The 24,929-nt window shown below is 69.4% G+C and carries 25 protein-coding genes and 1 pseudogene; 13 read left to right on the top strand and 13 right to left on the bottom strand.

The genetic code is table 11. The features are described 5' to 3' along the window. Entirely contained in the window at positions 1–420 is a 420-nt protein-coding gene (locus A5730_RS03785) for a hypothetical protein (RefSeq protein WP_067895808.1), read from the top strand. Here the strand turns inward: A5730_RS03785 and A5730_RS03780 are convergent. From A5730_RS03780 to A5730_RS03765, 4 genes are all read right to left on the bottom strand, one after another. Next, a complete protein-coding gene (locus tag A5730_RS03780) occupies positions 417–1,547 on the bottom strand; it encodes a glycosyltransferase (protein WP_067895807.1) in 1,131 nt (376 codons plus the stop codon). The two genes, A5730_RS03785 and A5730_RS03780, sit on opposite strands and share 4 nt — an antisense overlap. A 191-nt stretch (positions 1,548–1,738) precedes the next feature. Beyond that, positions 1,739–2,896: an AAA family ATPase gene (locus A5730_RS03775; RefSeq protein ID WP_067895806.1), complete on the bottom strand. Its 1,158-nt coding sequence runs from the start codon at positions 2,894–2,896 to the stop codon at positions 1,739–1,741. A gap of 32 nt (positions 2,897–2,928) precedes the next feature. Further along, a complete protein-coding gene (locus A5730_RS03770; RefSeq protein WP_067895984.1) occupies positions 2,929–4,521 on the bottom strand; it encodes a Na+/H+ antiporter in 1,593 nt (530 codons plus the stop codon). Positions 4,522–4,649: 128 nt separating this feature from the next. Beyond that, positions 4,650–5,696, bottom strand: coding sequence for a DUF5685 family protein (locus A5730_RS03765; protein WP_067895805.1), 1,047 nt, complete (start codon positions 5,694–5,696; stop codon positions 4,650–4,652). Between the two features lie 98 nt (positions 5,697–5,794). Between A5730_RS03765 and A5730_RS03760 the strand changes: the two genes are divergently transcribed. Both A5730_RS03760 and A5730_RS03755 read left to right on the top strand, forming a co-directional pair. Next, a complete protein-coding gene (locus A5730_RS03760; RefSeq protein WP_082946703.1) occupies positions 5,795–6,247 on the top strand; it encodes a protease inhibitor I42 family protein in 453 nt (150 codons plus the stop codon). 17 nt (positions 6,248–6,264) lie between these two features. Continuing rightward, positions 6,265–6,744, top strand: coding sequence for a hypothetical protein (locus A5730_RS03755; protein WP_067895804.1), 480 nt, complete (start codon positions 6,265–6,267; stop codon positions 6,742–6,744). On the opposite strand, the gene A5730_RS03750 is transcribed toward A5730_RS03755, so the two are convergent. Next, positions 6,741–7,508 carry an SDR family oxidoreductase gene (locus A5730_RS03750; protein WP_067895803.1) on the bottom strand — a complete coding sequence of 256 codons (768 nt, stop codon included), beginning with the start codon at positions 7,506–7,508 and terminating at the stop codon, positions 6,741–6,743. The genes A5730_RS03755 and A5730_RS03750 overlap by 4 nt on opposite strands. Positions 7,509–7,517: 9 nt before the next feature. Then, positions 7,518–7,943: a DUF1707 domain-containing protein gene (locus A5730_RS03745; RefSeq protein WP_067895800.1), complete on the bottom strand. Its 426-nt coding sequence runs from the start codon at positions 7,941–7,943 to the stop codon at positions 7,518–7,520. Positions 7,944–8,005: 62 nt separating this feature from the next. Here A5730_RS03745 and A5730_RS03740 point away from each other — a divergent pair, with 62 nt between their 5' ends. Then, positions 8,006–8,632, top strand: a complete 627-nt coding sequence (locus A5730_RS03740) for a TetR/AcrR family transcriptional regulator (RefSeq protein WP_067895799.1) — start codon at positions 8,006–8,008, stop codon at positions 8,630–8,632. On the opposite strand, the gene A5730_RS03735 is transcribed toward A5730_RS03740, so the two are convergent. Further along, complete coding sequence (locus A5730_RS03735) at positions 8,578–9,873, bottom strand: alpha/beta hydrolase (protein ID WP_067895798.1); 1,296 nt, start codon at positions 9,871–9,873, stop codon at positions 8,578–8,580. The two genes, A5730_RS03740 and A5730_RS03735, sit on opposite strands and share 55 nt — an antisense overlap. A gap of 35 nt (positions 9,874–9,908) precedes the next feature. After that, positions 9,909–10,235: pseudogene (fdxA, locus tag A5730_RS03730) on the bottom strand (ferredoxin). 102 nt (positions 10,236–10,337) lie between these two features. Here fdxA and A5730_RS03725 point away from each other — a divergent pair. Further along, the gene (locus A5730_RS03725; protein ID WP_067895797.1) at positions 10,338–11,303 is read left to right on the top strand and encodes a LysR family transcriptional regulator; all 966 of its coding nucleotides are present in this window, start codon (positions 10,338–10,340) and stop codon (positions 11,301–11,303) included. Here the strand turns inward: A5730_RS03725 and A5730_RS03720 are convergent. From A5730_RS03720 to A5730_RS03710, 3 genes are read right to left on the bottom strand one after another with little or no spacing between them, the layout of a single operon-like run. Continuing rightward, the gene (locus A5730_RS03720) at positions 11,267–11,983 is read right to left on the bottom strand and encodes a sirohydrochlorin chelatase (RefSeq protein WP_067895796.1); all 717 of its coding nucleotides are present in this window, start codon (positions 11,981–11,983) and stop codon (positions 11,267–11,269) included. The two genes, A5730_RS03725 and A5730_RS03720, sit on opposite strands and share 37 nt — an antisense overlap. Further along, positions 11,980–12,705 (bottom strand): phosphoadenylyl-sulfate reductase, encoded by a 726-nt coding sequence (locus tag A5730_RS03715; RefSeq protein WP_067895795.1) that lies wholly within the window; start codon positions 12,703–12,705, stop codon positions 11,980–11,982. Before A5730_RS03715 ends, A5730_RS03720 begins: the two co-directional genes overlap by 4 nt. Positions 12,706–12,719: 14 nt before the next feature. Then, positions 12,720–14,387, bottom strand: coding sequence for a nitrite/sulfite reductase (locus tag A5730_RS03710; RefSeq protein ID WP_067895978.1), 1,668 nt, complete (start codon positions 14,385–14,387; stop codon positions 12,720–12,722). 235 nt (positions 14,388–14,622) lie between these two features. Between A5730_RS03710 and A5730_RS03705 the strand changes: the two genes are divergently transcribed. Both A5730_RS03705 and A5730_RS03700 read left to right on the top strand, forming a co-directional pair. Further along, the gene (locus A5730_RS03705; protein ID WP_231994618.1) at positions 14,623–15,273 is read left to right on the top strand and encodes a TIGR03085 family metal-binding protein; all 651 of its coding nucleotides are present in this window, start codon (positions 14,623–14,625) and stop codon (positions 15,271–15,273) included. 89 nt (positions 15,274–15,362) lie between these two features. Then, the gene (locus A5730_RS03700) at positions 15,363–16,172 is read left to right on the top strand and encodes a lysophospholipid acyltransferase family protein (protein ID WP_067895792.1); all 810 of its coding nucleotides are present in this window, start codon (positions 15,363–15,365) and stop codon (positions 16,170–16,172) included. Here the strand turns inward: A5730_RS03700 and A5730_RS03695 are convergent. Then, on the bottom strand, positions 16,169–17,548 hold the full coding sequence (locus A5730_RS03695; RefSeq protein WP_067895790.1) for an FAD-binding oxidoreductase: 1,380 nt from the start codon (positions 17,546–17,548) through the stop codon (positions 16,169–16,171). The genes A5730_RS03700 and A5730_RS03695 overlap by 4 nt on opposite strands. 6 nt (positions 17,549–17,554) lie before the next feature. Further along, positions 17,555–18,199, bottom strand: a complete 645-nt coding sequence (locus A5730_RS03690; protein ID WP_067895787.1) for a polysaccharide deacetylase family protein — start codon at positions 18,197–18,199, stop codon at positions 17,555–17,557. 61 nt (positions 18,200–18,260) lie between these two features. Between A5730_RS03690 and A5730_RS03685 the strand changes: the two genes are divergently transcribed. From A5730_RS03685 to A5730_RS03660, 6 genes are all read left to right on the top strand, one after another. Beyond that, complete coding sequence (locus A5730_RS03685) at positions 18,261–18,881, top strand: TetR/AcrR family transcriptional regulator (protein ID WP_067895784.1); 621 nt, start codon at positions 18,261–18,263, stop codon at positions 18,879–18,881. Continuing rightward, a complete protein-coding gene (locus tag A5730_RS03680; protein WP_067895781.1) occupies positions 18,878–20,695 on the top strand; it encodes an alpha/beta fold hydrolase in 1,818 nt (605 codons plus the stop codon). Before A5730_RS03685 ends, A5730_RS03680 begins: the two co-directional genes overlap by 4 nt. A gap of 118 nt (positions 20,696–20,813) precedes the next feature. Beyond that, positions 20,814–21,962 carry a serine/threonine-protein kinase gene (locus A5730_RS03675; RefSeq protein ID WP_067895778.1) on the top strand — a complete coding sequence of 383 codons (1,149 nt, stop codon included), beginning with the start codon at positions 20,814–20,816 and terminating at the stop codon, positions 21,960–21,962. A gap of 45 nt (positions 21,963–22,007) precedes the next feature. Next, on the top strand, positions 22,008–22,358 hold the full coding sequence (locus A5730_RS03670; RefSeq protein ID WP_067895776.1) for a hypothetical protein: 351 nt from the start codon (positions 22,008–22,010) through the stop codon (positions 22,356–22,358). A gap of 78 nt (positions 22,359–22,436) precedes the next feature. Next, positions 22,437–23,855: a serine/threonine-protein kinase gene (locus A5730_RS03665; protein WP_067895773.1), complete on the top strand. Its 1,419-nt coding sequence runs from the start codon at positions 22,437–22,439 to the stop codon at positions 23,853–23,855. A 16-nt stretch (positions 23,856–23,871) separates the two neighbouring features. Next, the gene (locus A5730_RS03660) at positions 23,872–24,924 is read left to right on the top strand and encodes a 2-oxo acid dehydrogenase subunit E2 (RefSeq protein WP_067895770.1); all 1,053 of its coding nucleotides are present in this window, start codon (positions 23,872–23,874) and stop codon (positions 24,922–24,924) included. The last annotated feature ends 5 nt before the right edge of the window (positions 24,925–24,929 follow it).

The following is a 24,929-nucleotide window of genomic DNA, read 5'->3' as shown; positions in this document are numbered from 1 at the left end:
ATGAGCACGTCCGACCAATCACAAACCCGGACCCGGTTGTTCGCCCGGGTGCTGGGCCCCTATCTCACGATCGTGCCGATCACCGTGGCGGTGCGCGGTTCGTACATGCAGCAGCTGTTCGCGGAGTTCAAGGCAAATCCCATGTGGCCGTGGCTTTATGGGGCCATTCTGTTGATGAGTGGCATTTTCATCATTGCGTTCCACCAGTATTGGCGCAGCCCCGCGGCGGTCATCGTGTCGGCGATCGGCTGGTTCTTCTCGATTCGTGGGGTGCTGTTGTTGACCGTGCCGCGGGCCTACGACGCGGCCGGTGACGCGGTGTACAGCTCGGGCATGTCCGCGGCGATCTGGGTGTTTTTCGCCTGCCTCGCGTCCGCCGGGCTGTACCTGACCTACGTCGGCTGGAGGCCCGAGCGCTAAGCCGTGTGTTCGGCGTCGCCGTCGGCCGCCCCCAGCGAGGCCAGCATGCCCGCCGCCGCGCGATGCCAGGTGAAGTCCTCGGCGCGGCGTCGCGCGGAGACCCGGCGGTGGTGTTCGGGACGACGGGTGATGGCGCTGACCGCCCGCGCGATGGCGACCGGGTGGTTGTCCGCCGAAGCACCGCTGTCCGGGGTGATGATTTCGGTCAGTGCCGAAGTGCGCGAGACGACGGCCGGCGTCCCGCACGCCAGCGACTCCAGCGCGGCCAGCCCGAAGGTCTCGTGCGGCCCGGGCGCCAGCGTCACGTCGGCCGAGGCCAGCAGCCCGGCGACCGTATGCCGATCGGAGACGAATCCGGTGAAGTCGACCGGCAGCCGGGCGGCCTGACGCTCCAGCCTGGCCCGCAGCGGACCCTCGCCCACGACGACGAGCCGGGCGTCCACCCCGGCGTGGCGCAATTCGCCGATGGCATCGATGCTGCGGTCGACGCGCTTTTCCACCGACAGTCGGCCGCAGTGGACGACCAGCAGCTGTGTCGGCGCGGCCCAGCGCCGCCGCACGAGGTAGGAGTGGCGGCGCGGGTGGAAGGTCTGCAGGTCGACGCCCAGGGGAACGGTGACGGTATTGGTGGCGCCGATTCGATCGAATTCCTCCCGCGCGAAACCGGTGGTGCACACCACCGTGTCGTAGTCGGCCGCGGTGCGCGCGTTGGCCAGGTCGGCGAACTTCACCGCGGCACGGTGCGGAAGTATCTGTCCCACAAGCCGATCCAATCGCTCATGGGAGATCATCACGGTCGTGGCGCCGTGGTCGCGGCCCCACCGGCCCAGCGACCGCAGCGTCAGCCGGTCCGAAACCTCCAGGGCGTCGGGCCGCAACGCCTCCAGCAGCGCCTTGACGGGTCCGGGCATCACCGCGCGGTAGCCGCCGGTGAGGGGAATCAGCCTGGCGGGCAGGGTGATTCGCACCACGCCGGTGCGAAGTTGGCTTCGTTCGGCCCGCTGCCCGGGCACGATCAGAAACACCTCGTGCCCGCCGGCGCAGTATTCGGCGCCCAGCCGGTCCACCGCGGTGCGAAGGCCGCCGGAGCGGGGGCCGTAGAAATTGGCGACCTGTACAACGCGCATAACGTGAGGACACGCGGCCCGCGTGTGCACTCAACAATGTGGACTTGACGGTGGCCTGAACAGTCCATGAATTCCGCCGAGCGGGCTTTGCGTGTGCGCCCAGGGCTTCGAGTGTGCGCCCACGTCGGCGGCACGCCGTGCGACGCCGCCCAGGATGCACACTCGATGGGGGCCGGTCGGAGTGCGAAAAACTAGCGCTTGCCCCAGTCCCACGGCGGCGTGGTCAGCAGGTCCTGACCGGCGACACGCGTTTCGCCCCACTCCTTGTACAGCTCGATCTCGACGGAGTCGTCGCCGATGGCCTCCAACAGCGTCCGGGAATGGGTGACCACCAGGACCTGCGTCCGCCCCGCGGCCGTGCGGATCAGCCCCGCCAGCGGGCGCACCAACTCCGGGTGGAGCGAGGTCTCCGGTTCGTTGAGCACCATCAGCGACGGCGCCTGCGGACTGGACAACGCGGCGGCCCACAGCAGGAATCGCAGTGTGCCGTCGGACAATTCGGCCGATCGCAGTGGCCGGAGCATGCCGCGCTGACGCAACTGGAGATCGAAGAGCCCGTCGTGCACGGCGACCGAAATCGTGGCGCCGTCGAACGCATCGGCGACGGCGCGGCTCAGGTCGTCGAAGCCGGCCTCGATGATCGTCTGGACAGCGGCCGCCAGGTCGCTGCCGTCGTCGGAGAGCACCGGGGTGCGGGTGCCCACCTGCGGGTGCCGCGCCGGCGCCCCGTCGTCGACGCGGAAGCCGTCGTAGAACCGCCACCCGCGCAGCCGCTCCCGCACGGCCGCGAGCTCGGGCAGCGCGTGCGGGTGGGCGTACTCGGCCAGCACGCTGCGATACGTCGGCAACGAGCGCGACAGTTCGTCGAACCCGCGGCCGGAGTCCGCGCTGACCTCGGCGTAGTCGCGGGTGCGGCGCACCAGCGTCGCGCTGGCGCGCAGCACGGGCCCGGCGAACAGCGCTTCGCGCTTGATCTCGGGATCGCGGCCGAACGCCGACTTGATCCCCGCCATCTGCGGTATGCCCAGGTCGACCAGATATCCGAAATCGTCTGAGGCGAAGCCCAATTCGAGGGAAACCGGCCGGGTGCGCACGGTGCCCTGGGCCTTCCCGGTGCGCCGGGCGCCCTTGAGCTCCTCGGGCCCGGCCCACAGCGCGGACTGCAGCCCGCCCTCCCGGGCGAGCGAGGCGATCACCTCGCCGCGGCCGCAATCGGCCAGCAACCGCAACGCGCGGTACAGCGACGACTTGCCGGCGCCGTTGGCGCCGGTGACGACCGAGAGCCGGCCCAGCGGCAGGATCACCTCGCGCAGCGAGCGATACCCGCGGATGGCGACCGTCTGCAACATGGAGCCGACTGTACGGTCGACGACCGACGCCCTTATTCGTTGTCGGCGGCGTCGAGCAGTTGGACTTCCTCGAGGTCCATCTCGTTCTGCAGCTCGCGCAGCACGATGTCGTCGATCAGGTTCTGGTTGCGCAGCGCGGTGATCTCCCGGCGCTTGCTGTCGAGCACGCCCAGCCGCACCCGGCGCACCAGCTCCTTCTTCTTGACGAGGTGGTTGTTCGTCGAGCCGTCTTCGGTGGCCAGCGCCAGCGCGGCCTTTTCCTCGTATTCCTTCTGCAGCCGTCGCCGCAGGTCGTCGCCGACGCCGACCTCGTCGGCGACCGCGGGCAACGCGTCGAGGGCGGCTCGGACACCCCGGGTGCGGGCCAGTTGCAGCTCCTCGGAGTGGGCGACGTCCTCGGGCATCTGCGCCCAGCGCACCACCGCGGGCAGCGTGGTCCCTTGGACCAGGACGGTGGTCAGGATGACGACCACCACGATGAAGATCAGCAGGCTGCGGTCGGGGAACGGCGCGCCGCTGAGCGTGGTGGTCGGGACGGCCAGCGCCGCGGCGAGCGAGACCGCACCGCGGAAGCCGGCCCACGCGGTGACGAAGCGTTGCCGCCAGCTGACGCGGCGTTCGCGTTGGGCCTGCCGGCGGTCGATGAGGCGGATCAACAACACCGTGAGTTCGCCCCAGAAGATGCGCGACAGGATCACCACCGCGGTGACGGCGAGCGCGATGAACAGCGCGTGGCGAATCCCGCCGTCCACGCCGGCGATGCCGCGCAGCGCCGCCGGTATCTGAACACCGACGAACACCCACAACGAGCCGTTGAGCAGGAACGTCGCACTGTCCCAAAATGCGTAGGCCTGCAGGCGTGATCGCGCGCGGATCACCACCGGACCGGCGTAGGCGAGCACCAGCGCCGCGACCATGACCGCGACGACCCCGCTGCAGTCCATGCTCTGGGCCAACAGGAACGCCGCGAACGGCGTCAGCACGCTCAATGCCATTTCCTCTTGCGGGGCGTCGATTCTCTTGCGCAGCAGCGTCACCGCCCCGCCGACCAGTAGCCCGGCGGCGATGCCGCCGAGGTAGGAGCCGACGAAACGGCCGACCAGGTCGGGCGGGGTGATCGCGGATCCGCCGATCGCGACGTGGACTGTGACGGCGAACAGCACCAGCGCGGTGCCGTCGTTGATGAGACTCTCGGCCTTGAGGACGGTGACGGACCGGCGCGGCAACTTCTTGGCGAGGCCGGCCACGGCGGCGGCGTCGGTGGGGGAGAGCACGGCGCCCAGGACGGCCGCCGCATGGGAGTCCATGCCCAGCGCCCGGGCCGTCCACGAGACCGCCACCGCCGTCGCGATCACCAGGCCGACGCTGAGGAACACGATGATGCGCGCGTTCGCCCGAATCTCGCGGAAGCTGGTGTTCAGGCCCTCCCAGTACAGGATCGCCGGCAGGAACAGCAACAGCACCACCTCGCCATTGACATGCACATTGGCGAAATGGGGGACCAGGCCGAGCAGGGTGCCGAGCACGATGAGCAGCACCGGCGGACCGACGCGATAGCGCCGGCCGATGACCGTCCCGACGATGACGGTTGAGACGAGCGCGACGATCAGGACGAGGCCAAACACCCAGCCCATCCTGCCGGACTTGCTCGGCTCGCGCCGAGCGGGGATGGGGTGGGCGGGGTTGTCGCTTAGGTCACTTCAGACCCGTCGAGAGTCGCCTGATGGCCGGGGATTCCGCCGCGCACGATCGGTCAGGAGCAGTCGCAGCAGCAATCGTCGCAGCAGCAGTCGCAGCTCTCGCAGCAACACCAGCAGCCGGTGCCGTCCCCGCTCTTCTTGCGCTTGCCGGCGGGGTTTTCGCCGTCACCTTCGGGCTGCCCGGGCTGATCGCCGAAGTTGATGGGTTCCTGCTGGCCGCGCGGCGTCCCGCTCTGCGCGCTGAAACCGGCGTGGGCGAAGGTGCGCTTGATCGATCGGCGCACCTCGCTGGTCAGCAGGCGGTGGGGCAGCCGGCCGTCGGTGAACGACACGTCGGCCAGTGCCAGCTCGATGCCCAACACCGCGTCGTCGCACAGGGCGCGCGCCGCCGCCACGGGAGTTGCCGTGGCCGCCAACGGGTTCCACTTCCCGCGTGCGACGTCGTCGCGGTAGTCCTCGACCGCGTCGAGCAGGTGCGCCACCCGGCCGAACAGCCGCCCGATCTCGCGCAGCGGCGCGGCGTTGTCCGGGCGACCGGCCAACACCGCGGTGTGCGCGAACGCCTCGGCGACGGCGGTCTCGGTGGGCTCGGTCACCAGCAACAGCGAGCTACCGGGACGGGCCTGGGATTCGAGCGCGGCCTGGCGGTCCATCGCGGCGACGAGCACGCCCGTGTCGAAGCCCAGGCTGTGACCGGTGTCGGTGCCCTGGCGCACCCAGCGTTCGGCGATGCGGCGCGCGGCCGGCCGCACCCCGGCCACGCCGACCAGGCCGTCGCGGTCGTCGACGTGGTCGCGGACCCGCGCGGCGGCCAGTGCCAGCGACACCACCGCGGCCAGCCGCACGCAGTCACCGGTGGCCACGTCGGCGCGGCGCATCCCGCGCAGGGGGCAGCGTCCGGCCGCGCGGCGGCTCGGTTCCCCGGGCGATTGAGCCTCGACCAGCAACGAGACCACCAGGCCGTCGTAGTTGGTGGCGATGCGCGCGGCCTGGCCGTAGTCGTCGCGCAGCGCCAGACACAATCCGCACAACTGGGCTGTCCAGGCCGCCGCCAGCTCGCCGCCGAGCCGGTGACGGCAGGGCCGGATGATGCCAAACATGCACAGAAGCTACCCGACGCGCAGCAAACGCGCGCGCGAAACGCCGAGCCGCCCATGGGGTATCGCGGGGCCGCGCGTCGAGGGGGCTTCAGGCCATAATGGGCTCGATGACTGTCGGGAAGATCAGGCTTTTGGTGACCGTCGCGATGCTCGTTTCGCCGATCCTGGTGGGCTGCCATTTCGAGTCCAGGAACCCGCCGTCGACCAAGACGCTGCAGGTGCCGATGAACGACGTGCTCACGCAGAGCCTCATCACCCAGGGCATCACGCTGGCGGTCGGCAACACGCTCGTCGTGAAGTTGGGTTCGAACTACACCACCCCGTACCGGTGGGCGCCGGACATGAAGATCGGCGACTCGGGGGTCCTCAAGCAGACCAGCCACGAATTCGTCCCACCGAGCTCCGACGCGTTGGGGGCGCCCGGCGCCGAGGTGTGGACGTTCACCGCGCTGAAGCCGGGAACCACGACCATCGGCACGTCCTACACCAGCTTCGTCGGCAAGGACACCAAACCGGCGTGCACCTATACGGCCAACGTCACGGTGCAATAGACGCTACGGTCTGGAACGTGTTCGGCTTCCTCCGCAACCTGTCCGAAATCGGCAAGCTGCCCGCCGCGCTGCGCGACGAGCTCGACGCCGAGGGAATCATCTTCAGCGCCGGCAAGGTCGGGGTGAGCCGGCACTTCGGCGGCCACGTGCCGGGCGTCTATTCGGCCTCCGGCGTCTCCCGCTACACGGGCGCGTTCGCGTTCACCGCGGCGCGGGTCGTGGCCACGCTGCCCGCGCGCGGGGACGCCAACCTGCGATCGATCGACTGCCCCTGGAACAACGCCAAGGGGCCGGCCCGGGCCACCATCACCGGCAAGGGCCTGAACCTCGAAATCGATTTGCACGGTGTCGATCCCGCCTTCAGCGGGTCGATGCGGCTCAACTACCGCAAGAAGATTCCCGACGAGGTGCTTCAGACGCTGCCGGCGACGACGCTGCGCTTTCCGGTGCAGCCGGTCTTCGTCTATCGCGCCGCCGGCGTCCGTCCCAAGACCTAGCTTTTCTCGGCGGGCCGCAGCATTCGGCCGCTGACGAGCGCCGAGAGCCAGCCGGGCATGTGTCGTGAGCCGGCGGCCATCGCCCGAAGGCGCCAGCCGGGCACGACGACGGCACGCCCGCGGTCCAGCCCTCGGAGCCCGGCGGCCACGACGGGTTCGGGCGCCGCGAGCCGGCGATAGACCGCGGTGTGCGAGACGTCCGAGCCGAGCGCATCGACGAACCCGGTCCGGGTGGGCCCGGGACACAGCGCGGTGACGCTCACCCCGGAACCGCGCGTCTCGGCCCACAACGCTTGGCTCAGCGACAGCACGAAAGCCTTTGACGCGCCGTAGGTGGCCTGATACGGGCCGGGCTGAAAGGCGATGGTGGAGGCGACATTCAGGACACCGCCCCGGCCGCGCGCCAGCATGCCGGGGAGCACCGCGTGCGTCAGCCGCACCAGCGCGTCGACGTTGACCGCGACCAGCTCACGCTCGCGCTCGGCGTCGACCTCCGCGAACGGGCCGTAGGTGCCGAAGCCGGCGTTGTTGACCAGCACGTCGACCTCCCGCCCGTCCAGCCGGGCGATTAGGTCGTCGATGCCGGCCCGGGTGCCAAGGTCGCCGACGACCAGTTCGACCGGTTGTTCGACTCGCTGCGCGACCGCGGAGAGCCGGGCCTCATCGCGCCCGGCCAGCAGTAGCGACATGCCCCGCCGCGCCAGCTGGTCGGCGAAGAGCGCGCCGAACCCGGAGCTGGCGCCGGTGATCACGGCCCATGACATGGCTAGTCCTTATTTCGCAATGGTTTTCACGGCCGGGCGGATGCCCAGCGCGTGGCTGACGAGTCCGATCCCGGCGCCGAGGATGGGCCATACCGGCCAGAAGTACGTGGCGTCGGTGGTGGCGGCGACGGCCGCCCACACGGTGAGCACGATGACGGTCATCGCGAGATAGGCGCCGAGGTGAATGCGCACCCCGCGCCGGGCGGCGGCGATGCGGGCGGCGCGGCGCCGCGGGTCCGCACGGCGAATGCGCTCGAGTGGGAGGTCGGCGAGGTGTTCACGCAGCTCGCCGGTGGTCTGCGCGGCGAACACCGCGCGCACGCGTCGGTCGTATTCGTCGAGTTCCAGGTAGCCCTGCGCGAGCGCCTGGCCCAGGCGGGTTGCCGCCCGCTCCCGGTCGCGGTCGCCGGCGCGGGGGGTCTGTTGCGGGTCCATTTCGTCCCCTTCCTTCGGATGTGAATGGCCTTAACATAGGCCCTAATGTTAATCTCGTCAACATGGCACGCGAGCGAAAATCTGTGGCCGGGGCGGCGCGGCGGGACAGCTACCACCACGGCGACCTGAAACGCGCCCTGACCAGCGCGGCACTGTCGCTGGTGGCCGAAAAGGGGCCCAAGGGCTTCACGTTGACCGAGGCGGCCCGGCGGGCCGGGGTCAGCGCCGCCGCCCCGTACCGGCACTTCGCCGACAAGGCGGCGCTGCTCGCGACCGTGGCCGAACAGGGCTTCGGTGAGCTGCACGCCGAACTGGTCGCGGCCGCCTCGGCGCCGGACCCCAAGGACCGGGTGGTCCAACTCGGCCGCGCGTACGTGCGCTGGGCCGTCGCCCACCCCGACCACTACCGGGTGATGTTCGGCGCCGAGTTGTCCAAGGCCGACCATCCCGGCCTGGCCGTCGCCGGCGAGCAGGCGTTCGGGGATCTGCTCGACGCGATCGCCGACTGCCAGCGGGCGGGCGTCTTGGGCGCCTTGGACGGTCAGGACCCACGCGACCTCGCCGCGCCGCTGTGGTCGCTGGTGCACGGCGTGGCGTCGCTGGCGATCGGCGGCGAACTACACGCCGTCGGGATTCAGGCGGACCCGGAGGCGATGGTCGCGGGCGCGGTGGCCCGGGTCCTCGCGTAAACCTCGGCGAGGAATTGTTCGACGGCGACCGCGGCGTGCACCGCGCGGGCCGAGCCGAAGATGTCGAAAGCGTGCTGGGTGTAAGGCAATTCGGCGTACACGACGGGTTGGTTGCTCACGTCGCGCAGCTTGGCGGTGAAGTCGCGGGCCTGCTCGACGAAGGCCAGCGAGTCGTTCTTGCCGTGTAGCACGAAAAACGGTGGGGCGTCGGGGTTTACCCGATGGGTCGGCGACGCGGCGGCGAAGGTGTCGTGGTGCGTCGACGGCCGTTGCTTGATGATCGACTTGATCAGCAGCCCGGGCATCATGGCGTGCATCGAGTCGTCGAGCCGGGTGAAATCGTAGATCCCGTAGAACGGCACGGCCGCCTGCACCGAGGTGTCGGCGTCCTCGAACTCGGGCTGGAACTGGGGGTCGTTGGGGGTTAGCGCGGCCAGCGACGACAGGTGGCCACCGGCGGAACCGCCGGTGATAGCGATGAATTCGGGATCGCCGCCGTACTCGGCGATGTGCTGCTTTACCCACACCAGGGCGCGCTTGACGTCGACGATGTGGGCGGGCCAGGTGTTGCGCGGGCTGTGCCGGTAGTTGATCGCCACGCAAATCCAGCCGAGTTCGGCGAGGTGGCTCATCAGCGGATGGGCTTGTCCGCGTTTGTTTCCCGTCGTCCAGGCGCCGCCCGGGATTTGGAAGAGCACGGGCGCCTTGCCGTTCGGGTCCAGGTCGGGCCGTCGCCAGATGTCCAGATGGTTGGCGCCGCCGTATTCGCCGTAGCTGATGTCGGAGTCGTGGGCGTAGTCGCGGTAGATCCGCAACATGCGCAGCAAGCCCGGCGCCTTCGCGATGCCGGCGCCCTTGGGCCGGCGCCACAGGTCGGCCGAGTCGGTGCGTCGGGACGGGCCCAGCCCGGCGTCGAGCGCCTGGGTGAGCGGCACGTTGGCTTGATGGCCGGCCCGGCTGAAGTTCAGCAAGCCCAGCGCCGATGCGGCGGCGGTCAGCCAGGCGAGGGTCCGCACCGCCGGGGTGAGCCGCCGGGCCGTCAACGCCAGACCGCCGAGCTGGCTGACCAGGGTCTGCAGCGGCAACTCGGTGACCACCAGCCCGAAAAACCACGAGAACAGCGACAGGTAGCCGCTGCGCGCCAACGGCCGATACGCGTTGAGCGTGGACACCGCGGTCACCGCGGTGACCACGAGCGACCCTATCTGCCGGATGACGTGGATGATTCGAGCTGTCCGCATGAGCTCACCTTACGAAAAGCGTCTGCGGCCGGTGGTTACGTGGCCTCGGCCCGGCTCTCCAGGTTCTTGACCGCGGCGGGGTCGTTCTCGGTCAGCCCGACCTTCGCCGCGCCGCCGGGCTAGCCGAGTTCGGCGAAGAAGTCGGCGTTGATCTGCGTGTACTCGCCGTATTCGCCCGGCAGGTCGTCCTCGTAGTAGATGGACTCGACCGGGCACACCGGCTCACAAGCGCCGCAGTCGACGCACTCGTCGGGGTGGATGTAGAGCATCCGCGCCCCCTCGTAGATGCAGTCGACGGGGCATTCCTCGATGCACGCCTTGTCCTTGATGTCGACGCAGGGTTCGGCGATCACATAGGCCATGCCTCCATGGTTCTTGGCCCAGCCATCGGCGAGTAGAGGCACCGGCGTTGTGGAGTCACAAGCTATCGTTGTGTCACACGAAATGATTGTGAGTGATCCGCCATGCCGCTCAGCCCTCGGATGCCCGAGCTCGCCTCGTTCGAGGTGTTCCTGGCGATCGCCGAGACCGGCAGCCTGGGGCGCGCCGCGCGCGAACTCGGGCTGACCCAGCAGGCCATCTCGCGGCGCCTCGCGTCGATGGAGGCCCAGATCGGCGTCACGCTGGCGGTGCGGACCACGCGCGGCTCGCAGCTGACCCCGGCGGGCCTGATCGTCGCCGACTGGGCCCGACGGCTGCTCGAGGTCGCCACCGAGATCGACGCGGGCATGGGCTCGCTGCGCAAGGAGGGGCGCGAGCGGATCAGGGTGGCGGCCAGCCAGACCATCTCCGAACAGCTGATGCCGCACTGGCTGCTGTCCCTGCAGACCGAGGCGTCACGGCGCGGAAGCGCGGCGCCGCAGGTGATCTTGACCGCCACCAACAGCGAGCACGCCATCGCCGCCGACCGCGGCGGCAGCGTCGACCTCGGCTTCGTCGAAAACCCCGGCACGCCAAAGGGATTGGCCACCTGTGTGGTGGGGCAGGACGAACTGGTGATCGTGGTGCCGCCCGGTCACAAGTGGACGCGGCGGGCGCGGGGGGTGACCGCCCGCGAACTCGCGGAAACCCCGCTGGTGGCCCGCGAACCGCATTCGGGCATCCGCGATTCGCTCACCCAGGCGCTGCGTCACGTGCTGGGCGACGACATGGAGCAGGCGCCCCCGGTGCTGGAGCTGACGTCGGCGGCGGCGATGCGCGCCGCCGTCCTCGCCGGCGCCGGGCCCGCGGCGATGAGCCGGCTGGCGGTGGCCGACGACCTGGCGGTCGGCCGACTGAGCGCGGTCACCATCCCGAAGTTGGACCTACGGCGCAAGTTCCGCGCGATCTGGGTGGGCGGGCGCACTCCGCCGGCCGGGGCGGTGCGAGACCTGTTGAGCCACATCGTCAGCCGTCAGGCCGCGGCGTCTGCCTCCAGCGCCTCGTCGTAGCGATCGAGCACGGTCTCGGCCACCAGCCGGTGCGCGCCCAGCGGCGCGGCCATCGGAATGGCGTTGTCCCGCGCGAAGGTTGAGACGCCGTCGGTGAGCAGGCCCGGCGCCAGGAACCACGGCGCGATGACCAGCCGCCGCGCGCCGCCGCCGCGCAGCTGGGCGGCGGCGCGGGCCACCGACGCCTCGGGCCGGGTGGCGAACGCGGTCGTCGCCGCGACCCACCGGGTGCCGACGGCCAGCCGGGACGCCACCGTCGACGTCCGGGCGTTGGCGGCGGTGTTGGACGAGCCGATCGCGACGACCATGACGCCCAGCCCCTCGTCGAGCGGGGAGACCCCCACCTCGGCCAGGCGTTCGCGCAGCACCGACACCAGCCGCTCGTCCTCGCCGAGCACGTCGGCCTGCCGGACGCCGTGCGCCCCGGCCTTCACGATCTGCTTCGGGATGTCCAGGCGCGCGTGGTAGGCGCTGGCCAGCAACAGCGGGGCCACCACGCCGCGACGGCTGTCCGGCAGGCCGGCCAGCACGTCGACGAAGTTCGGCTCGTTGAGCTCGAGGAACGCCAACCGCACGTCGAGGTCCGGGCGCATGCCCGCCAGCCGGTCGGCCACCGCGCGCGCGTTGGCGCCCGACCGGGGGTCACGGCTGCCGTGGGCGGTGAGTACCAGCGTGCTCATGAGGCGTGTAACCCGCATTCGACCTTGTTTCGTCCCCGCCAGCGGCCACTGCGAGGATCGTCACCCTCGGCCGGCTTGGCGGTGCAGGGGGCGCAGCCAATGGACGGGTAGCCCTCGTCGACAAGCGGGTTGACCAGCACGTTGTTGCGCTCGATGTAGTCCCGGACGTCCTCGTCGGTCCAGGCCGCGATGGGGTTGATTTTGATCAGCTCGAACGATTCGTCGAAGCTGATCAGCGGCGCGTCGGCGCGGGTGGCGGCCTCCGCCCGGCGCAGGCCGCTGACCCAGGCCGCGTAGCCGCGCAGCGCGCGGCGCAGGGGGAGGACCTTGCGCCGGCGGCAGCATTCGTTGGGGTCGCGGGCGAACAGGTCCTTGCCCAGCAGTTCGTCCTGCTGCTGCACGGTGTGCTCGGGGGTGACGTTGAGCAGGTGGATGTCGTAGACGGACTCGACCGCGTCGCGGGTGCCGATCGTTTCGGCGAAGTGGTAGCCGGTGTCCAGGAACACCACCGGCACGCCGGGCCGCACCTCGGCGGCGAGCGAAACCACCACGGCGTCTTGCATATTGGCGGCGACCACGTACTGGCAACCCGAGCCCTCGGCTCCGCCGAAGTGCTCGTCGGTCCAACGCAGGACGTCGACGGCGCCGGCGTCCTCCATCTCGGCGGCGCCGCGTTCGGCCAGCTTGCGCAGCTGTTCCTTGGTGAAGTTGATCGCCACCATCGGGTCCTCAGCTCCTATCGCAGGTCGGCCTCGTCGGCGCGCAGCGCCCAGGACGCGAAAGTCTCGTCGCCCTCCCGGCGTTCGAGGAAGTTGCGCGTCACCCGGTCGATGTAGTCGCCGAGCTCGTCGCTGGTCACCTTGTGCTGGCGCAGCTTTCGGCCGAAGCCGCTCGCCTCGCCCAGGCCGCCGCCCAGGTGCACCTGGAAGCCCTCGACCGAATTGCCCTCGCCGTCGTCGATCCACTGGCCCTTGAAACCGATGTCGGCCACCTGGATTCGCGCGCACGAGTTCGGGCATCCGTTGAGGTGAACGCTGATCGGCACGTTCAGCCTGGAGTCGACGTCGGCCAGGCGCTGTTCCAGCTCGGGCACCAAAGTCTTGGTGCGGACCCGGGTTTCGGCGAAGGACAGCTTGCAGAACTCGATGCCGGTGCAGGCCATCGTGTTCTTGCGCCACGCCGAGGGCCGCGACGGTAGGCCGAGGGCGTCGAGTGCGGCGACCGTCTCGTCGACCCGGTCGTCGGGTACGTCGAGGATGACCAGCTTCTGGAACGGGGTCAGCCGCGCCCGGTCGGAGCCGACCGTCTCCATCAGGTCGGCCACCGCCGACAGCGTGGTGCCCGAGACGCGGCCGGCGATCGGGGCGACGCCAATGGCGTTGTGCCCGTTCTTGATCTTCTGCACGCCGACGTGGTCGATGGTCTGCTTGACCGGCTCGGGGGCCGGGCCGTCGATGAGCCGTCGGTGCAGGTACTCGGTCTCGAGGACCTCGCGGAACTTCTCGACGCCCCAGTCCTTGATCAGGAATTTCAGCCGGGCCTTGGCGCGCAGCCGCCGGTAGCCGTGGTCGCGGAACGCCTTGGTGACGGCCTCCCACACGTCGGGGACCTCGTCCAGCGGGATCCATACGCCGACCCGTTGGGCCAGCATCGGATTGGTCGACAGGCCGCCGCCCACCCACAGGTCCAGGCCGGGCCCGTGCTCGGGGTGGTTGACGCCGACGAACGCGACATCGTGCGTCTCGTGCGAGACGTCCTGCAGGCCCGAGACCGCGGTCTTGTATTTGCGTGGCAGGTTGGCGAATTCGGGGTTGTTCATGGAGCGCCGGACGATCTCGTCGATCGCGGGTGACGGGTCGAGCACCTCGTCGAGCGAGTCGCCGGCCAGCGGCGAACCGTGGATGCCGCGCGGGCAGTCACCACAGGCCTCGGTGGTCTGCAATCCCACTTCGTCGAGGCGGCGCCAGATCTCGGGGACGTCCTCGATGCGAATCCAGTGCAGCTGCACGTTTTCCCGGTCGCTGATGTCGGCGGTGTCGCGGGCGAATTCGGTCGAGATCTGACCGAGCGTGCGCATCGCGTGCGCCGTCAACGGCTTCCCGTCCGTGCGGACGCGCATCATGAAGTACTTGGCTTCGATCTTGTCGGTGTTGTCGTCGCCGGTCCAGCTGCCGTCGTAGCCCTGCTCGCGCTGCGTGTACAGGCCCATCCAGCGGAAGCGCCCGCGCAGATCGGAGTGGTCGATGCTGTCGAAACCCTGGTGGGCGTAGACGTTGATGATCCGGTCGCGCACGTTGAGCGGCGCGTCGTCGTTCTTGATCTTCTCGGTGTCGTTGAGCGGCTCGCGGTCGCCCAGCGACCACTGGCCCTCGCTGCGGGTCTTGGCGGGACGTGCTGTGGTCATGGGGTGCTCCTTCGCGGTGCTGGGCTGCAGGGCTGCCGGCCGCGGCATCGACGCGATGATGTTGTCTTCTTTAGGGGACGGGCGCTTCGTTGCGCCCACGTCTGATGGCTTCATAGTGCCCGGAATAGCTCCTTGCGAGTAGAGGTCGGGCCGTTGTGAGGGCACAACCGTTGGTTGTGTGCTCCGGTTCACTTTATTGGCCTGCGGCCCAGCGTGATTGCCGTAATCTGCCGCTGTGGCCTCCTTTTCGGTGCCCACGCCCGACGCCCGCGAGCGCCGTGCGCTGTGCGATCTGCTCGCCGAACTCGGCCCGTCCGCGCCCACGCTGCTGGCGGGCTGGACCACCCACGATCTCGCCGCGCATTTGGTGTTGCGTGAGCACGATGTCATTGCGGGGCCGTGTTTGGTGCTGCCCGGCGCCTTTGCGGGGTTCGCCGAGCGGCGCAGGGCCGCATTGGCCCGTCGTTCCGATTTCCCGCGGCTGGTCGCACGGGTGCGATCCGGTCCGCCCGTCGGGTTCTTCCGGATCGGGTGGGTGCGCGCGATGGCGAATCTCAACGAGTTCTTCGTGCATCACGAGGACGTCCGCCGGGCCAACGGCCTCGGGCCCCGCGCGTTGGCGCCCGACGTCGAGGCCGCGTTGTGGCGCAACGTCCGCCGCGGCGGCCGGTTCCTGAGCCGGCGGCTGCGGGGTTGCGGCCTCGAGGTGGCATGGGCCGGCACCGACGAGCGGGTGACCGTTCGGCCCGGGGCGCCGGCGTTGCTCAGCGGTCCGCCGGGGGAGCTGCTGCTCTACCTCTTCGGCAGGCAGGGCGCGGCGCACGTCGAGGTCAGCGGGCCGCCCGAGGCCGTCGCGGCGGTACGGGGCACCCACTTCGGGATGTGAATCCGTCCTCGTAGCGACAACCGAAACGCGCGTTGTCACCGTAGCGGCGGCGTAGCATCAGCTCACGCTCAACGGCGAGCGAGGTACACATGAGCCACAGCGACTCGACCGACGTCGACAAATGGGACCGCGACCTGACCGAGCATGTCGTCGCGCTGACCCGCCCGATCGTGAAGCACTATTTCCGGTCCGAGGTGCGGGGCCTGGACAACATCCCGCCCGGGGCGTCGCTGTTGGTGGGGAATCATTCCGGCGGCATGACGACGTTCGATTGGTCGGTGCTGGCCGTCGACTACTACGACAAGTACGGCTATGACCGCCCGCTGTACGCGCTCGCTTTCGACACCATCTTCGCCGGGCCCGCCGCTGACTTCTTCCGGCGCACGGGGGTGATCCGGGCGACGCGCGAGAACGCCGCTAAGGCCTTGGCCTCCGGTTCCCCGGTGCTGGTTTTCCCAGGCGGCGACTTCGATGTTTACCGGTCGACCTTGCGGGAGAACACCATCGACTTCGACGGGCGCACCGGTTACATCACGACGGCGATCGAGGCCAACGTGCCCGTCGTTCCCGCCATTTCCATCGGCGGGCAGGAGAGCCAGTTCTTCGTGAGCCGCGGCCGGTGGCTGTCCCGCGCGCTGCGGCTCACCAAGCTGGAGCGCAAATTCTTCCGAACCGACATCCTGCCAATCACTTTCGGCTTTCCGTTCGGGCTCAGCGTGCTCGCGCCGGTCAACATGCCGCTGCCCACCAAGCTCGTCACCGAGGTGTTGCCGCCCATCAACGTCGCCAAGTTCGCCGACGCGCACGACGTCAAGCGCGTCGACGCGCACGTGCGCTGGGTGATGCAGAAGGGCCTGAAAGAGCTGGCGGCGCAGCGCCATTACCCGGTGATCGGCTAGGTTCCCGCGAATACGACGTCGGGGTTGAGGATGCCCGCCGGGTCGAAGCTGTGCTTGATGCGGCGCATCAGGTCGATCTTGACCGGGTCTTCGAGTTCGAGGTAGTACGGTGTCTTGGCGCGGCCCAGGCCGTGTTCGCCGGAGATGGCACCGCCTAATTCCATTGCCAGCGCGAAGATGTCGGTCATCAGCTTCTTGCGGGTGTCCGGGTCCTTGCAGAAGATGGCCAGGTGCACGTTGCCGTCGCCGGCGTGCCCGCAGCCGGCCGCGGCGCCGGGGGCGGCCGCCGCCAATCCGCGGGCGGCGGACAGGAATTTTGGCATCGCGCCGCGCGGCACCACGGTGTCGATGAGGTCGTCGGCGCCGACGGCCTTCAGCGTCCAGAACGCCTTCTCCCGCGCCTCGATCAGCTTGCGCGCCGAACCGCCTTCCAGCACATAGGCGTCCACGGCGCCCAGCTCGGCAAGCAGTTCGCCGGCTTTCTCGACGTCCTCGTCCAGCCGGTCCGCCGTCCGGTTCTCAAGCGCCACAACGAGATACGCGTCGCAGCTGTCGCGGACGCTGTCGGGAACGCCCAGCTCGAGGTTCTGGGTGTGGACCAGCGCGGCCATTGTCACGTTGTCGATGTACTCCAGGATGTAGGGCGCGAGGCCGCTGCCCACGATCTTGGGGACCGCCGTCATGACCTGGTCGAAGTCGGCGAACGGGGCGAGCACGGCGGCGTTGTGGTCGAGTCGCGGGTGCAGCTTGACGGTCACCTCGGTGGCCAGCGCCAGGGTGCCCTCGGAGCCGACAATGAGCTGGGTGAGGTCGTAGCCGGTGGAGATCTTGGCGATCTTGCCGCCGGTGCGGATGAGCTCACCGGTCGGCAGCGCCGCCTGCAGCCCGAGCACGTTCTGGCGGGCGATGCCGTACTTGACCGCGTTCATCCCGCCGGCGTTGGTGCCGACGTTGCCGCCGACGCTGGACGACAGCTCGCCGGGGTGCACCATGTAGCGCAGGCCGGTGTCGGCGGTGGCCGCGTCCAGTTCGGTGAGCGTCACCCCGGGTTGGACGACGGCGACCTGGTTGGTGGTGTCGACCTCCAGTACGGCGTTCATTCGCTCGAAGGAGATCAGCAGCCCGTCGGCCCGTGGGATTGCCGCGCCCGACAACCCGGTCCCGGATCCACGGGCCGTCACGGGCACGTGGTGGTCCGAGGCGGCCTTCAGCAGCTGCGAAACCGCTTCCGCGCTGGCCGGTTTGGCGACGTACGCGGGGCGTTGTGGCGGCTTGGTCAGCACCTCGTCGTGCCAGTAGTCCTCGGGGATGGCGTCACCGGTCAGCAGGTTGTGCTGGCCGACGATCTCGGCGAACCGCGCCGTCATGTCGCTCATGAGGATTCACCCTATCGCCGGAGTGAGGTGATCGATGGCTGCTCGCAGCCGACCCTGGACGATCGGCACACAGTCGTCGGGAAGGTCGGTGGTGACGTCCACGCCGCCGAGCCCGTCGAGGAACCTGGGTAGGTGCTCCATCGCGCCGGTGGGCAGGTCGTGCAGCACGACCACGGTGTGCCGTTGGCCCTCGGTGTCGGCGAGCGCCCGGTTCACCCAGCCGCTCGGGTCCGCCCAGTCGCGGGGCACGCTGTTCCACAGCACGCAGGTGTACTTCTCCGCGAGGAGGTAGTCGATCGCCGTCGGGTTCAGGCAGCGCCGTTCCAGTGCGCCCTCGGTTCCCCACGGCCGGAAGTAGCGGTCGGTGTCGCCGACAGCGTCCAAAAGCTCTTGGGTGCTGCGGATCTCGTGCAGGGTCTCCGCCGGGGAGAGCTCGCCGAGGGGTCGGCCGTGGGTGAGGGAGTGGTTGCCGATCCGGTGCCCGTCGCGCACGGCCCGCTCGAGTAACCGATGCCCGTTGGGGGAGCGGACCTGCTCGCCGACGACGAAGAAGATGGCCGCCATCTGACGCTGGGCCAGGGCGTCGAGAACTTCGTCCGTGACGCCGGGGGTCGGGCCGTTGTCGAAGGTCAACGTGATTTTCGGTCGCATCGACTGACAGCGTATCGCGCCACCCTTGCCTGACTGATCGATCAGTTAGTATCCTGGCGGGGTGACCGTGACGGTGTCGAAGTCCGAGGTACCTGCCGGCGCCGCCCGGCAGCGAATCCTGCAGACGACGATCGAGTGCTTCTGCGAGTTCGGCTACGAAAAGTCCTCGATGAAGCTGATCTCGACGCGGGCCGGCGTCTCGCAGACGCTGCTGCACTATCACTTCGAGACCAAGGAAAAGCTGTTCCAGGCGGCCATCGACGACATGGCCAAGCGCATGTTCGCCACGGCGTCGGGCCGGCTGCCGCACGGGATGTCGGTGCGCGAGGGCCTGATCGAGGCGGCCGGCCTGATGTACGCCCTGTTCATCGACAACATCGACGCGGTCATGTTCATGGTCGAGTTCGCCGCGGCCGCCAACCACAACGAGTTCTTGCGGACCGCGTATGTCGACTATCGCGACACCCAGCGCCGGCAGCTCGCGCAGGCGCTGCGCAGCATCGCGGGCGACGATGCACCGCAACCCTTGATCGACGAGTCGGTGCGCCTTTTCGAAACCGTGCTGCTGGGTATGTCCATGCAGCGTCCGTTCGTATCCGACACGGCGGGCTTTCGGCGCGACTTCGACGTGTTCGCCCAGATGCTCGCCGCCCGCATCACCGAAGGATTGGAAAGGCGATGACCGCCAACCTCACCGTGCAACCGATGGTCGAAGACGCCGTCACCGGATCCGGCGGCAAGCGAATCTTCGTGCGCCGCTACGACAACGACCAGGCGGACTACGTCCTGGTGCTGCTGCACGGCACTGCGGGGAACAGCGAGAGTTACGACGCGTTCGCCGAGCACATGCGCCGCAATTATCGGGCGGCCGTCTATGCGTTCGACCTGACCGGCCACGGCCGCACGGAAGGCGAGCCGGGCGTGTTCAGCTTCGAGGACTTCCTCGAAGACACCAGGGCCGTCACCGATTACGCGGCGCGGCGCACGTCCCTCCCGGTCGTCCTGCACGGCGCGAGCCAGGGTGGCGAGGTCGCGTTCCACGCGCTGGACGCGTGCCCGGCCGTAACAGCCGGGGTGTGCATGAACATCTTGCTGAACCACGAGGCGCCGATGAGCCCGGCCATCCGGCTGTTCCGGTCGCGCCCGGCGAAGTGGGCGGCGGAAAAGCTGGGCGATCGGGTGCGGGTCCCGCTGCGGCGGGTCATCGACTTCAAGGCCGCTTACCAGGAAGACCCCGGGCTGCTGGACACGAAGAGGAAGGACCCGTTCTACGTCTGGCGGTACGGGCTCAAGAGCTACCACTCGGTGTTCAACTACGTGCCACCAAAACCGGCCGCCGCCAACACGAAACCCGTCCTGGTCACGTGCGGGGAACACGACGAAATCGTCGGTGCCGAACACTGCCGAGCCTGCTTCGAGCGGATCGGAGGGCCCAAGGACTTCTTCATGATGCCCGGCGGCGGCCACCAGCTGATGCTGTTCGACACGGTCGTGTACAGCCGCGTGATCGACTCGTGGATTTCCGAACGCGTGCTCGGGCACGCGAAGTCGTGGCAGCCGCCGATCGAAGCAGAGGAGCGGCGTTTCTTCGAGTTCCTCGAGCGCGAACGGGCCAACGATGCGGCGGGCGAGCCCGAATACCGCTATTCGGCGATCGACCGCCTGCTCATGCGGATCAGCAACGGCACGATCGAGCGCGGGGTGCGCTACTTCTCCAACGCCGAGGTGAGCGACCAGTGGCGCTTCACCGCCGAGCTCGTCGGCGAGATCGACTACGCGGCATGGGATTTCCTGCGCGACTACCTCCCGCCCGTCGACGGTCAGCGGCCGAGAATGGCGGTGGTCGGTTGCGGCGCCGGCGGGGCGATCGAAGGATTGCTCGACCGATATCCGGAGTTGGGCGGCTGGGATGTCGTGGGCGTCGACGTCGATTACAAGTCGATCGACGCCGCCCGCAGGCGCTTCGCCGACCGAGCGGGGGTGAGTTTCGTCGTCGGCGACGCGCGTGACCCGGAGGTGTTGGGGGACAACCGCTTCGACCTGGTCTACCTGCACGGGGTGCTCGACCACTGCACCGAGCACCGCCGCCTGATGGAGACCGTGTTCCGTGCGCTCAAGCCGGGCGGCCGGATGTTCTACGTCGCGCCGGATCGCAACGTGTGCACCTGGCTGTGTTTCGTGACCGTCGGGCCGCTGTTCGTGTTCGGTCTGCACAAGCCGAACCACGACTTCCGCCGATTCCCCCGCCCCGCCGAGCTGAACGCCCTGCTGCAGCGGGCCGGCTTCGAGCTGCTGCGCCGGCGAGACCGCCCCGGCGCCCCCGCCATGGTCGGGGTCGAATACAAGTCGGGGATGAACCCGTTTCCCGTCAAGAAGTCGGTGCGCACGCGCGCCCTCGGCGAGGAAATCTTCGAGCACACCGAGCCGCGGTGGTGGCTGGGGAATGGGTTCGTCGGCGAGTACGCGGGAGCGGTCCAGAAACCGCCTGCTGTTTGACGCCTGTCGAGTAGCTAGTTTCGATTCCGCACGGGGTGGTTACTCGGAATCAGGCCAGCCAGCTTTCCGACAGGAGATCGACACGGACCTCCAAGGAACTCAACCTCACCGCGGTGAAGTGCCTCCGGCGCCGGGCGGTCTCCTTGGCGACGGCCGGTACGAGCTGCGCGGGGTCCTCGGCCGCGGGGCGATGGCCGAGGTGCGTGACGGCTGGGACCGCAAATTGGGCCGGCCCGTCGCCATCAAGCTGCTCTATCCCGGGGTCGCGGACCGGCCCGACAGCCGTCTGCGGTTCGACACCGAGGCACGCGCCGCCGCGCGGCTGACCGGGCGGCACGTCGTGGTCGTCCACGACGTCGGCGAGCATCAGGGGTTGCCTTTCATCGTCATGGAGCGGCTGCCGGGTGTGTCGCTGGCCGACCACATCGCCCGCGGGCCGCTGCCGCCGCCGTTCGTGCACGCCGTCCTCGACGGCGTCCTGGACGCGCTGGCCGAGGCGCATCACGCCGGTATCCTGCACCGCGACGTCAAGCCCGGCAACATCCTGTTCACCGCCACCGGCGAACCCAAGCTCGCCGACTTCGGCATCGCCAAGACGGCCGGCGCCGCCTACACGAGGGCGGGCGAAGTCGTCGGCAGCATGGCCTATCTGAGCCCCGAACGGCTGACGTCCAAACCGGCCACCGTGGTCGACGACCTCTACGCCGTCGGTGTGGTCGGTTACGAGGCGCTGACCGGGCGCCGGCCGTTCCCGCAGGAGGACCTGGGCGCGCTGGCCCACGCGATCCTGCACGACTCGCCGCCGCCGATCGCGGCGCTGCGACCGGACGTGCCACCGCCCCTCGCAGCCGCGATCGAACGCGCGATGGCGCGCGAGCCCGCGTCGCGGTTTGACCAGGCCGGCACGATGCGGGCCGCGCTGCTCGGCGCCCCGCCGCCGGTGATGCCCACCGGCACCCGGGTCATGGAGGCGCCGCCGCCCGCCGTGCTGACCTACACGCCCGCCGCCGCGTCCCTGCAGCCGGAAAGTCCCCGGCGCAAGTGGTGGATCGCGGGCATCATCGCCGCGTTCCTGTTGGCGCTCCTGCTGCTGGCCATCGATCCGCCGTTCTCGGCGCCGCCGCCGACGCCCACGACGACCACCACGACGCCTGCGCCGCCACCGACGACCACCGCCACCACCACACCCAGCAGCAGCACGGAGCCGGCCCCAGCGCCGCCGCCCGGTCGCGGGGGCCCCAAGCACAAGGGCGGCCACGGAGGCTGAGCCGATATGGGATCGGTAGCCGGCGATTTGTTGTGTGCTTGTCGGATGAACAAGAAGTGGATGGCCGGCGCGCTGCTGGCGGCCGGTATCGGCGCGGGGTTTGCCGCCGGCGCCGCGCAGGCCGACCCGTACGGCCACGTCGGCGGGAACTGCCCGGCCGGGCACACGTGCGGCAAGTGGTGCCCGGGCGAGCGCGTCCCGGACAACTTCATCAACTGGGACATGGGCGTGTGCCACCTCTACTACTACGACTACCGCGGCGTGGTCGACGCCGACAGCGGGGCCGTCTACGGGTGGCCGAGCGGCCCGATCAACGCCACCCCGCACCCACGGCCGGCCGGCCCGCCCAACTTCAACTGCGGCCTGTTCTGGTGCCCCGTGCCGCCGCACGCGTGAGCCGCCGCACGTTACGTCCGCGGCCAATATGGGAACCCGCCGGGCTGGACCTGTTCCGCCCAGCGAAAGGACTGCCCATTGACCTCGCGGCTCGGCACCCGTTTTGGCCCCTACGAGCTGCGCTCACTGATCGGGACGGGCGCAACCGGCGAGGTCTATCGGGCGTACGACACGGTTAAGGACCGGACGGTCGCGGTCAAGCTGTTGCCTGCCGCGATGGCGGCCGAAGATGGCTTCCAGCAACGGTTTCTGCGCGAATGCGGCATTGCCGCACGGTTGCGGGAGCCCCACGTCATCCCGGTGCACGACTTCGGTTCGATCGACGGGGTGTTCTTCGTCGACATGCAGCTGATCGAGGGCGGCAGCCTGCGGGACCTGCTGCGCGAGCGGGGGCCGCTGGAAGCGCCGCGCGCCGCGTCGATCGTCGCGCAGGTGGCCCGCGCGCTGGACGCCGCGCACGCCGCCGGACTGGTGCATCTGGGCGTCCGGCCGGAGCACGTGCTGCTGACGCCCGATCACTTCGCGTATCTGGTCGACTTCGGTGTGGGGGACGGTTCACGCGTCTACATGGCGCCCGAACGGTTCACCACTGGCCGGGTGGGCCCGCAGACCGACGTGTACTCCCTGGCCTGCCTGCTCTACGAATGCCTCACCGGCCAGCCGCCGTTCGAAGGCGGCGCGGAGGAGCTGAAGAGCGCACACCTGTTGTCGCCGGCGCCGCGGCCCAGCATCATGCGCCGCGGCGTGGGCCGGCCCTTCGACGACGTGATCGCCCGCGGCATGGCCAAACAGCGGACCGCGCGGTTCGCTTCCGCGGGCGAACTCGCCCGGGCGGCCAGTGAGGCCGTGTCCGAGGTGTACGAGCCGGTGGCGGTGGGCGCGGGCGCTGGGCCCCTTGGCACCCGGCCGTTCGAGGCGGTGTATCCGAACCCGGACGACACCGGGTACACCCCGTACCCGGTTGACGAACCAGTGCGGCTACCGCGCAAGCCTTTTGGTGGCCGCGGGCCGCTGGTGGTGACCGGGGCGGCGGTGGCGCTGGTGGTCGTTGGGCTTCTGGTGGCGCTGGTGTCGGCTTTGGTGGGTGGCGGCGCGCAGCCACCGGCCGCTAAGCCTTCTAGTCCCGCGCCGTCCAGCCCGCCGCCGCCCAAGACGCCGACGCTGTCGGCTCCGGTGCGGGGTGCCGACGGGCTGGGGTTCGTCGGCGAGACGGCCCGCTGCGATCCGGGCAATCCGCCGGCGGCCGTTGTGCGCACCGCCAAGTCTCTCGCTGTGGTGTGCCAAAACCTCAGCGGCAGTTACTACTACCGCGGCGAGCGCATCAGCGACGGCGCGCACATCGAGCTCTCGAACGCCGAGCGCGCGGGGGACGGTTTCGATGTCACCAACCCGGTCGACGGCGTGGTTTACGAGGTGCGGCCGAATCGGCTGCGGATCATCAGCGGCAGCCACGTCGATTCGTCGGAGCCGGTGCTGCAGTACGCGACCGCGTCCTGATCGCCACGGGCGGAGGGTGTTCGGCTTCGCCATCGCGAGGTCGTTTGCCAACGACAAGGGGACCTTGTCCTCTGCCCGCACCGCGGCTTCGGGCGGAAACTCGGGTACTTGCTTCGAAGAGGAAGTTCCGAACATGTGGACCACTCCATCCGTCATCCCGTTCTCCGTCTGGCGAAAGATCGCGATGGCCACCTGGCGACCGCGGAAAGACCCGATCATTTGGGCGACGATCGATATCGAAGCGGCGCAGCTGCTCGAGTACCTGCACCAGGTCCGCGAGGCGACGGGCCAGCACGTCACCCCCATGGACCTGGTCGGCAGGGCTGCCGGCAAGGTCATCGAAGCGCTGCCGGGTCTTAACGGCCGGGTCGTGTTCGGCGGCTTTCTGCCATCCCCGACCGTCGACTGCTTCTTCGTGGTATCGCTGCGGACGGACCTCGTCAGCGGAGCGGAAGCTGCGGGCACCGATCTGTCGGGCACCGTGGTGCGTCGCGTCAACGAGAAACCGCCCTGGGTGATCGCCAAGGAACTCGCCGATCATGTCGGGCGCATTCGCCACGACGAAGATCCGCAGTTCAAGCAGAGCAAGGCGTTGGTCAAGGGGCTGCCGCCGTTGCTGCTTCGCCCGGTGATGGATGCGATGGGCTTCATCACCGAGACCCTGCAATTGCCCATTCCCTTCCTTGGGCTGGAGGCTCGCCCATACGGCTCGATCCTCGTGAGCAATGTGGGCACCTACGGCCTCGACACGGCCGCCGCCCCATGGCCGACGTTCTGCCACGTGCCCCTCGGGATCATGATCGGCGCGGTGAAGGACAAGGTGTTGGCGCTCGGCGGCAAACCTGTCGTGCGTCCGGTGCTTCCGTTGTCGATCGGCCTGGATCACCGGTTCGTCGACGGCTACCAGGCGGCGACGATGGCTGGCATCTTCCGCGCGTACCTGGCCGATCCCGCCGCGTTCGACCCGGTGCCCGGGACCATCCCGCCACGCAAGGGGAAGCGTGCATCCGTGCGGTCTAACGGCGAGAGGCCAGCCGCCGCGCGCACAAGAACGAAGGCCAAGGCATAGCGCCA

The organism is Mycobacterium sp. ACS4054, from assembly GCF_001667275.1.
Classification (GTDB): Bacteria; Actinomycetota; Actinomycetes; order Mycobacteriales; family Mycobacteriaceae; genus Mycobacterium.
This window is presented reverse-complemented; position numbering and strand designations above follow the sequence as displayed.

Coding starts and splice junctions, on each gene's coding strand:
- A5730_RS03785 (WP_067895808.1), top strand. CDS start 1: ATGAGCACGTCCGACCAATCACAAACCCGGACCCGGTTGTTCGCCCGG.
- A5730_RS03725 (WP_067895797.1), top strand. CDS start 10,338: ATGCCGCTCAGCCCTCGGATGCCCGAGCTCGCCTCGTTCGAGGTGTTC.
- A5730_RS03670 (WP_067895776.1), top strand. CDS start 22,008: ATGAACAAGAAGTGGATGGCCGGCGCGCTGCTGGCGGCCGGTATCGGC.
- A5730_RS03775 (WP_067895806.1), bottom strand. CDS start 2,896: ATGTTGCAGACGGTCGCCATCCGCGGGTATCGCTCGCTGCGCGAGGTG.
- A5730_RS03780 (WP_067895807.1), bottom strand. CDS start 1,547: ATGCGCGTTGTACAGGTCGCCAATTTCTACGGCCCCCGCTCCGGCGGC.
- A5730_RS03695 (WP_067895790.1), bottom strand. CDS start 17,548: ATGAGCGACATGACGGCGCGGTTCGCCGAGATCGTCGGCCAGCACAAC.
- A5730_RS03720 (WP_067895796.1), bottom strand. CDS start 11,983: ATGAGCACGCTGGTACTCACCGCCCACGGCAGCCGTGACCCCCGGTCG.
- A5730_RS03760 (WP_082946703.1), top strand. CDS start 5,795: ATGGGCTCGATGACTGTCGGGAAGATCAGGCTTTTGGTGACCGTCGCG.
- A5730_RS03700 (WP_067895792.1), top strand. CDS start 15,363: ATGAGCCACAGCGACTCGACCGACGTCGACAAATGGGACCGCGACCTG.
- A5730_RS03690 (WP_067895787.1), bottom strand. CDS start 18,199: ATGCGACCGAAAATCACGTTGACCTTCGACAACGGCCCGACCCCCGGC.
- A5730_RS03745 (WP_067895800.1), bottom strand. CDS start 7,943: ATGGACCCGCAACAGACCCCCCGCGCCGGCGACCGCGACCGGGAGCGG.
- A5730_RS03765 (WP_067895805.1), bottom strand. CDS start 5,696: ATGTTTGGCATCATCCGGCCCTGCCGTCACCGGCTCGGCGGCGAGCTG.
- A5730_RS03740 (WP_067895799.1), top strand. CDS start 8,006: ATGGCACGCGAGCGAAAATCTGTGGCCGGGGCGGCGCGGCGGGACAGC.
- A5730_RS03735 (WP_067895798.1), bottom strand. CDS start 9,873: ATGCGGACAGCTCGAATCATCCACGTCATCCGGCAGATAGGGTCGCTC.
- A5730_RS03680 (WP_067895781.1), top strand. CDS start 18,878: ATGACCGCCAACCTCACCGTGCAACCGATGGTCGAAGACGCCGTCACC.
- A5730_RS03750 (WP_067895803.1), bottom strand. CDS start 7,508: ATGTCATGGGCCGTGATCACCGGCGCCAGCTCCGGGTTCGGCGCGCTC.
- A5730_RS03710 (WP_067895978.1), bottom strand. CDS start 14,387: ATGACCACAGCACGTCCCGCCAAGACCCGCAGCGAGGGCCAGTGGTCG.
- A5730_RS03715 (WP_067895795.1), bottom strand. CDS start 12,705: ATGGTGGCGATCAACTTCACCAAGGAACAGCTGCGCAAGCTGGCCGAA.